Source organism: Streptomyces sp. NPDC005775, from assembly GCF_042871565.1.
In the GTDB taxonomy this organism is placed as follows: Bacteria; Actinomycetota; Actinomycetes; order Streptomycetales; family Streptomycetaceae; genus Streptomyces.
This window is the reverse complement of record NZ_JBIAIU010000002.1, coordinates 512,608-525,269: the sequence shown is the minus strand read 5'-3', so window position 1 is coordinate 525,269 and position 12,662 is coordinate 512,608. Positions and strand designations below refer to the sequence as shown.

12 protein-coding genes are annotated in these 12,662 nt (G+C 67.2%); 11 read left to right on the top strand and 1 reads right to left on the bottom strand.

The window, feature by feature from the left end:
* Positions 1–348: 348 nt before the first annotated feature.
* Positions 349–675 (bottom strand): DUF4429 domain-containing protein, encoded by a 327-nt coding sequence (locus ACFYPA_RS06025; RefSeq protein WP_389129856.1) that lies wholly within the window; start codon positions 673–675, stop codon positions 349–351.
* A gap of 26 nt (positions 676–701) precedes the next feature.
* Between ACFYPA_RS06025 and ACFYPA_RS06020 the strand changes: the two genes are divergently transcribed.
* From ACFYPA_RS06020 to ACFYPA_RS05970, 11 genes are all read left to right on the top strand, one after another.
* On the top strand, positions 702–1,034 hold the full coding sequence (locus ACFYPA_RS06020; RefSeq protein WP_389129853.1) for an HK97 gp10 family phage protein: 333 nt from the start codon (positions 702–704) through the stop codon (positions 1,032–1,034).
* A complete protein-coding gene (locus ACFYPA_RS06015; protein WP_389129850.1) occupies positions 1,034–1,210 on the top strand; it encodes a hypothetical protein in 177 nt (58 codons plus the stop codon). Before ACFYPA_RS06020 ends, ACFYPA_RS06015 begins: the two co-directional genes overlap by 1 nt.
* Positions 1,210–1,611, top strand: coding sequence for a hypothetical protein (locus ACFYPA_RS06010; protein ID WP_389129847.1), 402 nt, complete (start codon positions 1,210–1,212; stop codon positions 1,609–1,611). Before ACFYPA_RS06015 ends, ACFYPA_RS06010 begins: the two co-directional genes overlap by 1 nt.
* A gap of 76 nt (positions 1,612–1,687) precedes the next feature.
* Positions 1,688–2,269, top strand: a complete 582-nt coding sequence (locus ACFYPA_RS06005) for a phage tail protein (RefSeq protein WP_389129844.1) — start codon at positions 1,688–1,690, stop codon at positions 2,267–2,269.
* A gap of 91 nt (positions 2,270–2,360) precedes the next feature.
* On the top strand, positions 2,361–2,783 hold the full coding sequence (locus ACFYPA_RS06000; RefSeq protein WP_389129841.1) for a hypothetical protein: 423 nt from the start codon (positions 2,361–2,363) through the stop codon (positions 2,781–2,783).
* A gap of 65 nt (positions 2,784–2,848) precedes the next feature.
* The gene (locus ACFYPA_RS05995) at positions 2,849–3,211 is read left to right on the top strand and encodes a hypothetical protein (RefSeq protein ID WP_389129838.1); all 363 of its coding nucleotides are present in this window, start codon (positions 2,849–2,851) and stop codon (positions 3,209–3,211) included.
* Between the two features lie 19 nt (positions 3,212–3,230).
* Positions 3,231–8,075 carry a hypothetical protein gene (locus ACFYPA_RS05990; RefSeq protein WP_389129835.1) on the top strand — a complete coding sequence of 1,615 codons (4,845 nt, stop codon included), beginning with the start codon at positions 3,231–3,233 and terminating at the stop codon, positions 8,073–8,075.
* Positions 8,075–10,309: a hypothetical protein gene (locus ACFYPA_RS05985; protein ID WP_389129832.1), complete on the top strand. Its 2,235-nt coding sequence runs from the start codon at positions 8,075–8,077 to the stop codon at positions 10,307–10,309. The genes ACFYPA_RS05990 and ACFYPA_RS05985 overlap by 1 nt, the downstream gene beginning before the upstream one ends.
* A 3-nt stretch (positions 10,310–10,312) precedes the next feature.
* Complete coding sequence (locus ACFYPA_RS05980) at positions 10,313–11,401, top strand: DUF5047 domain-containing protein (protein ID WP_389129829.1); 1,089 nt, start codon at positions 10,313–10,315, stop codon at positions 11,399–11,401.
* A 26-nt stretch (positions 11,402–11,427) separates the two neighbouring features.
* Positions 11,428–12,030 (top strand): hypothetical protein, encoded by a 603-nt coding sequence (locus ACFYPA_RS05975; RefSeq protein ID WP_389129827.1) that lies wholly within the window; start codon positions 11,428–11,430, stop codon positions 12,028–12,030.
* A 9-nt stretch (positions 12,031–12,039) separates the two neighbouring features.
* Positions 12,040–12,651 (top strand): hypothetical protein, encoded by a 612-nt coding sequence (locus ACFYPA_RS05970; RefSeq protein WP_389129825.1) that lies wholly within the window; start codon positions 12,040–12,042, stop codon positions 12,649–12,651.
* The last annotated feature ends 11 nt before the right edge of the window (positions 12,652–12,662 follow it).

Sequence of the window (12,662 nt, the reverse complement as noted above, 5' to 3'; positions counted from 1 at the left end):
CGGCCCCGTATCCGTATGGGGAGACGGTCGTGCGAATCCGACGCGGTCCGTCCCCGGGCCGTGATGGTCGGGGGCAGCCGATTCCGGGGCCGGTGACGGAGACCCCGGTTGCTGGTTGTGTGGTGGCGCCTCGTGCGGAGACTCCGCAGGTGGGCGGCGCGCAGCAGCAGGAGAGGGACACGGTCGTTGTCGGGTTCACCGTGTATGCCCCACCGAACACAGACGTGTTGACCACGGACCAGTTCCGGATCCGCGGCCAGGTGTGCGAGGTGACGGGGGAGCCGGGGGACTGGCATCAGTCGCCGTTCACAGGCACCCGCGGCCCTGTGCAGTTCGCTGCGGACCGGGTTACGGGGTAGGTCGGGCCTGTTCAACGGCTGCGACGAGCTTCTGCGCGGCGTCGTTGGCGCTGTGCCGGATGGACAGACTGTGCGGGTCGGACTGGTGCGGCCGGCCGCCGGCCAGGAGCCCTTTCGCCTCTGTGGCTGGGCCGCTACCGGGCAGGACGAACTGCACGTAGCCGTGGAAGAGCCGGGTGGCGCGCTTGAGTCTGGTGCCGGTGACGTCTGCGGCCCTGATGCGGAACTGTCGCTGCTGCTGGCCGACTTCCTTCTTCGTGATGGTGATCCATTCGCCGTCGAAGCTGATGCCGCCTTGTACGCCCTTGACGTCCATGCCGCCCCCAATGAGTCGAGGTGGTCATGATGCCCGCGAAGTTCAAGATGTCCAAGAAGGGTGTCGGGCAGCTACTGCGTTCGGACATGGTCCGGGCGGAAATGGTGCGCCGTGCCGAGGTTATCCGGGGTGTCGCAGTGACTATCGCGCCGGTGTACACCGGCACGTGGAAGGCGACGCCGGGCCAGTACAAGGCGTCGTTCGAGGTGACCTCGACTTCACGTGGCGGCCGGCGGAAGGACCGGGCGACTGCCACGGTCACGAACACGGCGTACTACGCCCGCTGGGTGGAGTACGGCACGGAGAAGGTTCCGGCGCATCACGTGATGCTGAGGGCCGCCCAGGCGGGTGGTCGCTGATGGCAGCCACCGCACATGTCACACCTCGCAACGACCTGATCGAACATGACACCGAGGCCGATGACGCGTCCTGTGTATGCGGTCCCACGACCGTGCCGCTCGACATCAACGGATCAGCTGCCTGGGTCTACGTGCACCCGTCACTCGACGGCCGCGAGGCGTTGGAGGCCGACTGATGGCAGTCGTGGGTTCGGTCGACATCGAGCTGGATCTGATCGGCTGGCTGCAGGCAAAGGCCGGGCCCGGCGTGGTCGTCCGTGACGAGGTCGACAACAACCTCCTCAACGAGTTGCCGACCGTTCAGATTCAGCGAATTCCTGCCGGCGGCGATGACGGCTTCCGACTCGATCGCGCCTTGGTCGACATCGACGTGTACGCGGATACCCGCGGCAATGCCATCGATCTGGCGCTGCTGATTCGTGGCTGGCTGATGACGGAGCTGGCCGGGTCGCAGACCAGCAGGGCGGTGTACGGGCGGGTCACGTCGTCGCCGCCGCCTGCTGTGCGCCCCTACGAGAACACGGGGCTCCGACGTGTCGGGGCCTCGTATCAGATCTACAGTCACCCGGTTTCCTGACCGGTTTTGGGCCCGCGCCGCGCCCTTCTGTCCCGCCCGTGCGCGGGCTCTTCCATGTCTGGAGAACATCATGGTCATGATCACCCGCGCTGCGGATCTCGCCGTCGTCGGAGCAAATGGCGGGGGATGGGTGGCGCCGGTCGGCACCGCCGCCCCGGACTCGCCGCTGACGCAGCCTCTCGCCCCGTATGAGCCGCTCGGCGCCATCTCGGACGACGGCCTGACCTACGGCTTCGACGAGGACTCGCAGGAGTTCACGCCGTGGGGGCTGTCCTCTCCGTTCCGCACGCAGATCACCAAGTCGGTCCGCACCTTCGGGCTGACGGTGTGGGAGACGTCTCGTACCGCCGTCCAGTCCCTGCAGTACCGCCTGGATGCGGCCGTGCTGGAGCCGGACGAGGACGGCCTCACCAAGTACGCCGAGTCCTCGTCGCCGGTTCCGGACCGGCGCGCGTTCTGGTTCCTCGTCATCGACGGGGACGCCTACAAGGGCTTCTACGTCCCGCAGGGCGAGATCAACGACCGCTCCGACGTCACCTTCAAGCAGGACGAAATGTCCGGCTACGAGTGGACGATCACCACGTACCCCGACGAGGCCGGCAACACCGTCTACCACGTCGACAAGCTTCCCGTGACGCCCGTCTACACGGGTTCCTGAGCTGGGTGGGCGGGCCATTTCTGCTGGCGCGGGCCCGGCCCGCCCACCCTTCACCCTTTTGCCCGCGCCACGATTGAGGAGGCCCGCGCCGATGGCCGCGAACAGCCGCACCACATCCACCCGCACAACCGCGCCCCGTCCGGTCCGGACGCCGCGCGAGCTCGCACCCGCCGCCCGTGACGACGTCTTCGACGACGAAGAGACCAGCCCGGCCGCCGCGCAGGAGATCGAGGCGGAAGGCCACTACGTGACGGCCATGCTGGCCGAGGAGGAGATCCGCATCGTCCCGCCCGGGGCGTGGAGGCAGTCGTGGCAGACGGCCCTCTCCAACGCGAACTTCACCTACTTCGCCGAGCAGGTGGTGCACCCCGAGGACCTCGACCTGTACTTCGAGATCGACCCGACGAACGACGAGTTCGAGGCGTTCGTGTCGGAGGCCGCGCAGCGCGGTGGTGAGAGCCTGGGGAAATCGCGTGGACCCGCCGCGTCGTCGAGGCGTACCCGGAGGAGGTAGAGGGCGACCTTGCCTTCTACTGCAGTCGGGACGCTGATCAGATCGACGCCTATTGGCGGGGCGAGATGACGTCGCGCCGGTTGCGGGTGCTGATTCAGCGCCTGCCGCCGGAGTCCGCGACGATGACCGCGCTCCGGAATGCCCTGACCCCTGAGGAGTACGCGGAGCAGGCCCAGAACGGTGAGCCGGAGAGGGGCCGCTGGTCGATGGATCAGCACTTGCTTGCGGGGATCTCGGATGCGCTGAGGGATCTGCAGTACATCACCGTGGTGGCTAACTCGGACGGCAAGGGCCGTAAGCCGACCAGGCCGGAGCCGATGCGTCGGCCGGGTGTTGGTGCTGGCGTTCCGAAGAAGCGTGAACAGTTGACCGATCAGCACGCAGATTTCCTGTTCAACATGCTTAACCCAGACGGAGGCGCGGCCTGACGCGCGGGAGGAGGCTCCCGTGGCGATCAGTGTCGGCTCGGTCGAGGTCGATGTCATCCCGAACACGCAGGGCATTTACCAGCGGCTGCAAAGGGCTCTCGTTCCGGCCGCTACTCGCGCCGGCGAGGACGCGGGTAATGCGGCTGGCCGCTCGTTCGGCCCGGCGATGCAGCGGCAGATCGGCGACATTGGGCTGCGGATCGGTCAGCAGATCGGTTCGCAGATCGCTGCCCGGATCACTGCTGAAATCCGTGGGGCTCTCCGTGCCGGCATCACCCAGGGTGGTGCGGCTGCGCGTCCGGCGGCTACCCGGCAGGGTGAGGAGACCGGTGGGGCGTTCGCCCGGGCGGCTCGGGCCCGGATCGAAGCGGCGTTCCGCAGCCTTCCCAACATTACGGTGGGTGCGGACACATCCGAGGCGGACTCGGATCTGCAGGCGCTGCGAGCCCGCATGGAGGCCCTGTCCAGCAAGCGCATCGGCGTCGACATTGACGCCGCCGATGCGCGCGCGGAGATCACGGACATCGAGGAGCAGTTGCGTCGCCTGGGCGCCTCCCACCCTGATGTGACCATTCGCGCGGATACGGCGCGTGCTCGCGCGGAGCTTGCGGCGGTCCGTGAGGAGATCGATCGGATCTCGGCGAACCCTGGCCACATCCGTTTGGAGACGGACGGGACGTTCGGGCAGCGGATGCGGGCTGCGGTGCAGCAGGCGCAGGCGTCGCTGCCGAACATCAACATTGGTGCGGACACGACCCCGGCGCAGGCGGAGATTGCGTCTCTGCGCGCCCAGTTGAGCAGCCTTGCCGACCAGCGGATCGGTATCGACATTGATGCCGCCACAGCAACCGCGAAGATCAACGAGTTGCAGGCACGGCTAGCCCGCCTGTCGGCGTCGGACGCGGATGTGGCGGTGCGGGTGGACGCCGCAGCTGCCGCCGCCCAGCTTGCACTCGTCCAGGGAATGATCAACCGGCTGGACGGTCAGACCGCCCGAGTCAACGTGAACACGGGCGGAGCCCTGTCCGCGGTGCTGCAGCTCACCGTCGCTATCGGCGGCCTGGCCATCATCCCGGCCATTCCGATCCTGGCCGCCGGTATCGGTGCGGTGGGCGCCGCCTCCGTTTCGGCGGCAATCGGTGTGGGCGTGCTAGCGGCGGTGGCAGCCCCCGCCATCATCGGAATCGCGGGGGCATTGCAGGCGCAGAAGGCCGCCCAGGATGCTGCGAGCGCGTCAACGTTGAAGGGTGCTCAGTCGAATGGGCAGGGTGCGTCGAAGGCGTTGCAGATGGCGGGTGCCCAGCAAGCTTTGGCATCCGCGGTTCGTAACGGTGCCCGGCAGATCCGGCAGGCCGAGGAGTCGGTGGCGGACGCTGCCCGGTCGTCGGCTGAGGCGAATGTGCAGGCCGCCCAGCAGGTGAAGGCGGCGAAGGCGTCTCTTGCGGATGCGGTGCAGCAGGCGGCGGACCGGCAGCGTGATGCGGCCGAGCGGGTGGCCCAGGCTGAGGAGTCCCTCGCCGACGCTCAGCGCTCGTCCCGGCAGGCACAGGAAGACCTGACTCAGGCGCGCAAGGATGCGGCGGCCGACCTGGCCGCGCTCGCAGACCGTGTCACGAATGCGCACCTGTCGGAGCGGGACGCTGTCCTGGACGTACAGGAGGCGCAGGCCCGGCTCCGGACGCTGCAGGCGTATGGGTCGAAGGCGACTCTGGCGGATCAGGAGCGCGCCCAGCTGGCCTACGACCAGGCGGTGCAGCGGCTCAAGGAGCAGCAGGCCGAGACGAAGGCGCTGACCAAGGAAAAGGCGGCGGCGGACAAGGCCGGCGTCGATGGATCCGACCGGGTCAAGACGGCGCAGGAGCGCATTGCGGAGGCTGACAAGAACGTCGCCGACCAGCAGAAGGCGCTCGTCAAGGCCCGCGGCGAGGCGGCCCGGCAGCAGGTCACTGGCCAGCAGGACATTGCGAAGGCGCAGGAGAAGGTCGCCGAGTCGCAGCGCAACGTCACCCGGGTTCAGGAGGACGGGGCCCGCTCCGTGGCGCGCGCCCAGGAGTCTCTGGTTGCTGCGCAGCAGTCCGCGGCGGACTCGATCTCGTCGGCTCAGCGTCAGATTGCCTCCGCGTCCGCTTCGGCGGCCGGGGGCGTCGATCAGGCTGCCCTGGCGCAGGCGAAGTATCAGGCGGAGTTGGCGAAGCTGACGCCGGCGGCGCGGGGCACGTTCGACGCGTTCACGTCGCTGCGGACGGCGTTCAAGGCGTGGTCGACGTCGCTGCAGCCGCAGGTGATGCCGCTGTTCACCCGGGCCTTGATCGGGCTGAAGAACTCACTGCCGGGTCTAACGCCGTTCGTCCTGGCTGCGGCCCGCGGTATCAAGACGTTGCAGGACCGTGCCTCGGCCGGCTTCAAGTCGCCGTGGTGGAAGGGCTTCAAGAAGGACCTGGCGGGCTCGGTTGAGCCCGCGATCGTCGGCGTGGGCGCGTCGTTCGGCCGGATTTTCAAGGGCATGGCCGGTGTGATCCAGGCGTTCCTGCCGCACATGGACTCGATTTCGAAGACCATGCAGCGGATCACTGGCCGGTTCGCCACGTGGGGAACCAGCCTGAAGGGGTCCGACAAGTTCGAGAAGTTCCTCGCCTACTCGTCGAAGCAGGGGCCGGTGCTGGCCCGGGCTATCGGTGACATCAGTAGCGGCTTCTATCAGATGTCTAAGGCGCTGGAGCCGTTGTCGGGTCCTGTACTGCAGATCCTGGGTGCGGTCGGCCGTGCGATTGCGTCGATTGCGACGACGCTGCCGTGGCTGATCCAGTTGATGTATGTGGCGTTCGTCGCAACCCGTGTGTGGACGCTTGGCCTGCTCGTTTTCAACGCGGTCATGAAGGCGAACCCGATCACGCTGATCATCATTGGGATCATTGCCCTCGTCGCGGCGGTCATCTACGCGTACAAGCATTTCGCGTGGTTCCGAACCACTGTCGACGCAGTGTGGTCGGCGCTGAAGACGGGTGCGCTGTTCGTCTGGAACACCATCCTGAAGCCGGTGTTCGGCGCCCTGGTGACCGCTTTCACGGCGGTGGGCACCGCAGCGTCCTGGCTGTGGAACACCATCCTCAGCCCGGTGTTCAGCTTCATTGGTGCGGCGGCGCGCATCCTGGCGACGATCGTTCTGACGATCCTCATTGCCCCGCTGGTCCTGGCGTTCAAGGCCCTGGCCGCAGTGGGTTCGTGGCTGTGGGAGCACGCCCTGGGCCCGGTCTTCGGCTGGATCGGTGCGAAAGCGAAGTGGCTGTGGGAGAAGGCCATCCAGCCAGCCTTCCAGGCGATTGCGACGCTCGCGAAGTGGCTGTGGACGAACGTATTCAGCCCCGTGTTCACGTGGATCGGGGAGAAGGCTGTCTGGCTGTGGGAAAAGAAGATCCAGCCCGCTTGGGTGCTGATGAAGCTCGGCATCGGGCTCCTCGGCGGGAAGATCAAGGAGCTGTGGAACGACTACGCCAAGCCGGTCTTCGGCTGGATCGGCGACGCCGGCGAGACCCTGTGGGACGACGCACTGAGGCCCGCCTTCGACAACATCAAGAAGGGCGTCAAGGCGGTTGGTGACTCCTTCGAGGATGCGAAGGACTTCATCAAAACGGCGTGGGACAAGGTCAAGGACATTGCGAAGACGCCGGTCAAGTTCATCATCGACAAGATTTACAACGCGGGCATCGTGCCCACCTGGAACCTGATCGCGAAGGCTTTTGGGGCGCCGAAGATCGACCCGATGGAAACGAAGGGGTGGGCCCGAGGCGGTGTCCTGCCTGGTACGTCGTCGTACCGGCAGGGTGACGACCAGCTCGTTCCGATGCGGCGCGGCGAGGGCGTGTACGTGTCCGAGGCGATGCGGAACCCGTATGAGCGGGCGAGGTTGCACGCCGTGAACGCGGCCGCGATGAAGGGCAAGCCCCTGGGCCAGTTCCAGGGCGGGTTCTCGAAGGGCGGCATCTTCGACTGGGTCGGCTCGGCCGCATCCAAGACTGTCGACCTCGCAAAGTCCGGTGTTAGCTGGCTGAAGGACGGGGTGAAGTCGTCGGCGGAAGCCGGGCTGAACGCCGTCGTGAAGCCGCTCCTGAACAAGATTGCCGGGTCTGCGTCGCTGTACCGGGACATGGTCACCGGGGTTCCGAAGAAGATGGTCAAGACGATCGTCGGCTACTCCGACAAGGCCGACACCAAGCTCGGCCAGGCCGGCATCGGCAGCGGCGGCTTCAAGTCCGGGCTGAAGTGGGCCCGCACCCAGGCCGGGAAGCCCTACCAGTGGGGCGGCAACGGCAACCCGTCATGGGACTGCTCCGGGTTCGTGTCCGCGATCGAGTCCGTGATCCGCGGGCAGAAGCCCCACCGCCGCTGGGCGACCGGGGCGTTCTCTGGACAGACGGCCCCGCCCGGATGGGTCCTGAACGGCAAGTCCCCGTACATGATCGGCATCACCAACGCGGGTGTCGGTCACACCGCAGGCACCCTGAACGGGGTGAACGTCGAATCACGGGGCGGCGACGGCGTCACCGTCGGCAAGTCGGCGCGCGCCTGGAACAACAACCTCTTCACCAGCCACTACGCCTACAAGGGGAAGTACGACCAGGGCGGCTACCTCCAACCCGGCCTCAACCTCGCCTACAACGGAACCGGCCGGCCCGAGCCCGTCTTCACAACGCAGCAGGCCAACGCCCTCATGGGGAGGGGTTCCACGAGCACGGCACCCCGACAGATGGTGCTGGAAGGACCACTCTATTTGGACGGCAAGGAAATGATCGGCACCATGCATGGCGTCGTCACCGAACGCTTTGACCAGCTGTCGCAGATCCTGGACGCGGGCGGGGGTGACTGATGGCCATCCCCGGCAACATGCTCTCCGCGGCTGCGGAGAGCATGGACCCCACGTTCACGGGCTGGCGGCCTCGCCTGAACTGCACATTCCTGTCAGGCACTGGAGGCCGCAACGGGCCGAAGGTGCTGACCGTGAGGAGCGGTGCGGCTGGCGAAACGCAGGCAGAAACCGTCACCGGATACCCGGTGACAGCCGGCCAGACCTATCAGGTCTTCGCGGACGCCTCCAGCGCCACGGAGGCCGAACGGATCGGACTGCTGTGGCTCGACGACACCTACACCCCGGTCGGATCCACCCTGTGGTCGCTGACCACGTCTGCGGCCTCCGCGTCGTGGCACCGGGTGGGGGTGGCGGGTCCGGCGCCGTCGGGGGCGACCCGGGTCCGCATCATCCTGTCGTCGACGGCGGCTGGTGCGCTGGTGTCGCACTACTGGGAGAACGTCTACCTGGGCGTCCCCATCCGCACGACCGGCAACCTTTTCGGCTTCGGTACGGAGTCCAGCGAGATTGACGCGTCGGGCTGGGTCTCCGAGACCAATGCGACGATCAGCCGCCAGGCGCCCCCCACCTCGTGGGCTGTTGACTGGTACTGGTCGGGGGGCCAGGTCCTCGCCATGACGGCCACGGCCGCGGGTAACGCCGCAATGATCTCGGTCGAGCAGCCGACGGTCACACCCGGAGTCGAGTACCAGGCATACGCCTACCTGTCGCCGCCCACCACCGCAGCGTCCGCATGGGTTGAGCTGCGGTTCTACGACGCAACGAACACGCAACTCTCCGCAACCCGCGCAACCCTGGCAGCAACCAGCACAGGATTCCAACGCCAGCGAGTCTCAGCACCGGCACCAGGCACTGCGGTGACCGCCCGAATGGCTGTCGGCTTGGTGGGGGCATCGGCCAGCCAGGTGCTGCGAGTGGAGCAGGCCGTCATTGCGGCAGCCCCCACAATCCAGGCCGGATCGGTCCTGCCTTACGTCGACGCGTCGTTCGAGCAGGGGGTCGGCAGCTGGACGAAGACCGCTGGCGTGGCCACACTCGCCCGCTCCACACCGTGGGGTGCCGCAGCTGTCGACGGCTCGTACTGCCTGACTGTGACCAGCACGACAGCCACCGGCAGTACGATCCGCAGCGCAAAGTACCCACTCGTCGCTGATGGCTCTACGTACCGCCTGATGTACTGCGAGCAGGTCGCCGCCGGTGGGTGGACTCTCACCCGTGGCGTCCGCTGGTACAGCGCCACCAACACGGACCTGGGACTGACGTCCGTCGCCGCTGCCAGCGCCCCCACCCCCGGCTGGTGGTACCTGTTCGGCGACCTCACAGCCCCAGCAGGTGCTACGCAGGCTGCGGTTGAGCTCACGCTCACAGCAACTGCAACGAGCTCGGTGATCCGCCTCGATAACGTGGCCTTGTGGCCGGCGCTGCCGTTGGTGACTGTGACGGCCACGGAGGCGACGGCGTCGGTGACGCTGACCATGAGGGAACTCCCTCTCGACCAGCTCATCAAGGTTTTCCGGGTCACGGCGTCGGGCGCCCTGACACTGGTTCGTGGCCCGGCCGGTCTGTATGACGGCACGACGGTTGTCACCTCGGACTTGATGGTGATCGAGGACTACGAGGCGCCCCTTGGCGTACCGGTCTCCTACCGCGTTGAGATCACCGACCCGGTGGGCGGTGACGTGCAGACCCGCACCACCACTACCGTCACGGTCCCGCACACCGACATCAACCGGGCCTGGCTCAAGGACCCGGGCAACCCCCAGCGGAACACCACCGCGATCGTGCAGCGCGCCCCCGACTGGGCCCGCCCCATCGAACAGTCCGCCTACGTGGTCAAGGGCCGCCGCAACAAGGTGGTCCTCGGTGGGCGGCGGCAGGGCCTGGAGGGAGACCTCACCCTGTGGACCATCTCCGATGAGGAGCGGGCCGCCCTGCACTGGCTCCTCGACGAAGGTCACACCATCCTGTGGCAGGCCGCACCCGGCATGGGCGTCGCGGACATGTACGTCAGCGTCGGCCAGATCGGCGAAGGCCGAACCGGCGGCACCGCCATGGACCCGATGAGGTCCTGGACGCTGCCACTGACCGAGCAGAACATGCCCGTCACCACCGGGGTCAACGGCTCCGCTGGTCGGACATGGACGGATGTCGTCGCCGAATTCGCAACCTGCGCGGACCTCCTCAACACGTTCGCCACCTGCGAGGACCTGCTCCTCGACGTCCGAATGGGGTGAACGGTGTACCCCGTCAGTAGCCGGTTCCTGCCCCGCCTTGCCGAGTCTCACAATCCGGTGACGGAGGTGCTCCTGTTCCTGACGGACGGCAGGGTCGTCCCCGTCGAGCACACCGGTGGCAGTGTCACCGTCGACCGCGGGCAGACAATCCGCCGGACGTGCTCCGTGACCAGCGCGGACGTGTCACTGATCCCTCTCACCCCAACCGATCAGCTCGCCACCTACGGGGCCCGGCTCCTGATCAGCCGCGGTGTCGATTACGGCTCCGGTGCCCCAGAGCTGGTCCCGCTTGGTCTGTTCCGCCTGGACACAGTGGAGGGCGACCCCAGCGACGGGCCCGTCACCCTGACGGGTAAGGACATCTCGGCGATCGTCGCCGACGACAAGTTCACTGCGCCGTACCAGGCGACCGGCACAGTCGTGGGAGCGATCACCGCCCTGATCACCCGGTCCATTCCGGACGCTCAGGTGATCAGCCTCATCGTCGACACGCCGATCGGACCCCGCGCGTGGGATGTCGACGGTGATCCTTGGGCGGCGTGCCAGGAAGTCTCGGCAGCAGCCGGAGCCGAGTGCTTCGTGAACGCGGACGGCACCTTCGTCATCAGTGTCCTGCCCGACGTCCTTTCCGTGGATCCGGTCTGGGCCGTCGAGGCGACCGAGGGGGGCGTCTACGTCAAAGGCACTCGTGCAATGAGTCTGGACGGCGTTTTCAACGGCGTCCTCGCGAAGGGCGAGACCTCGGACGCGGGTGCTCCAGTGCAGTACCTGGCAGTTGATTCGGACCCCGGCAGCCCCACGTACTGGGACGGCCCGTTCGGACACCGGCCTACGACGTACAGCAGCTCAACCCTGACCACGCTCGTCGCGTGCGCAGCGGCAGCGAACGTGAAGCTGATCGCGGCGAAGGCGCCGAACGCGAAGGGCGACCTCAGCTCGTTGCCAAATCCGGCCCTGGAGCCCGGCGACGTCATCCGGGTCATGCACCCCGACGGGCTTCGCGAGCTCCACCAAATCGCATCGTTCACCGTCCCGCTGGACGTCGGCGGCGACTTCCCGATCGGAACAATCTCGGCGAAGGAGGACGGGTGAAAGCGACTGGTGCGTCGAATCGCGGCATGGCTGGCTCCATGAAACGGCAGGCTGTCCGGGCCGGTGCCACAACTCCTTCGGTGCGCGGCAGCGACTGGTACCGGGCTGTTGTCGACACGGTCGGCACGGACGGAACCGTCACCACGACGGACGGCGTCATCGCCCTGCGAGACGAGGCCTATCAGGCCCCGAGCGCTGGCGACATCATCCGGGTGACGGTTTCCTCGGCCGGGGCGGCCGTGGCGCTGGGCCGGTACGCAGGGGCCACAGCACCCAATGGCGGCTGGACGAGTATTCCGCTGCTGACCGGGTTCACCACCCCGCGGGCCATTTTCGGGCCGGCCGAGTACCGGATCATCACGATCGCCGGATCGGACCGGGTCGAGCTCCGGGGCTCCGTCTCTTGCACCACCGCGGTCACCACCCAGACCGCGTTCTCGTCGGCTCTGCCCGCTGCCGCTTGGCCTCCGTATGCCAGGACATGGGCCGTGCGCCGCCAGACGAGCGCTGACACCAAGGGCGTGACAGCGGTCGAGGTGTCGACGGCTGGGGTTTTGCAGATCCACGGCCTTGTCTCCCCGAACACGACCGCCTGGTTCGCCCTGGACGGCTCCTACTACGACCTCTGAGGAGGCCACATGCCGACGTCGGACAGCTACGGCCAGGGCATCGACCTGGCACAGATGACGGATCCGCCGAGTATCCCGGACGCCATTGCCCAGCTTGCCGCAGGACTCATTCCCCGCTCCATCATGCGGTTCGCGTCAGCCTCCACCCGCGGGGCGACGCTCACCGCACCGGTCGAGGGCATGCTGGCCTGGTTGCAGGACACCAATCTGCTCACCCTGTACGACGGGTCGGCGTGGACAGTCGTGGCGGCCGGCTCGCAGACCTGGACGGCCCCTGCCCTGGCCACCGGCTACACCAACAACGGCAACGCGAACGGCACCGTGCGCTGGCGCCGGGTCAACCTCTTCGGGGAGACCGCCATCATGTGGTCGGGCGGCATCCAGGTCACCTACAGCGGCGCAACCCCGGCCAACAACGGCATGTTCCTGTCGACAGTCATGCCCGCGGGGTCTCGGCCGACGGACCGCCGTACCGTCACCGCGGCTTGCTCGGGTGTCACCTCCGACCAACTGTCGATGAAGATCGACTTCAACCCGGATGGAACCGTGGAAATCGTCGCCAAGTCTGCGGCCACAACCCCCCCGTGGATCAGCCTCAACAACATCATGTACACGCTCTGATAAGGGGATCC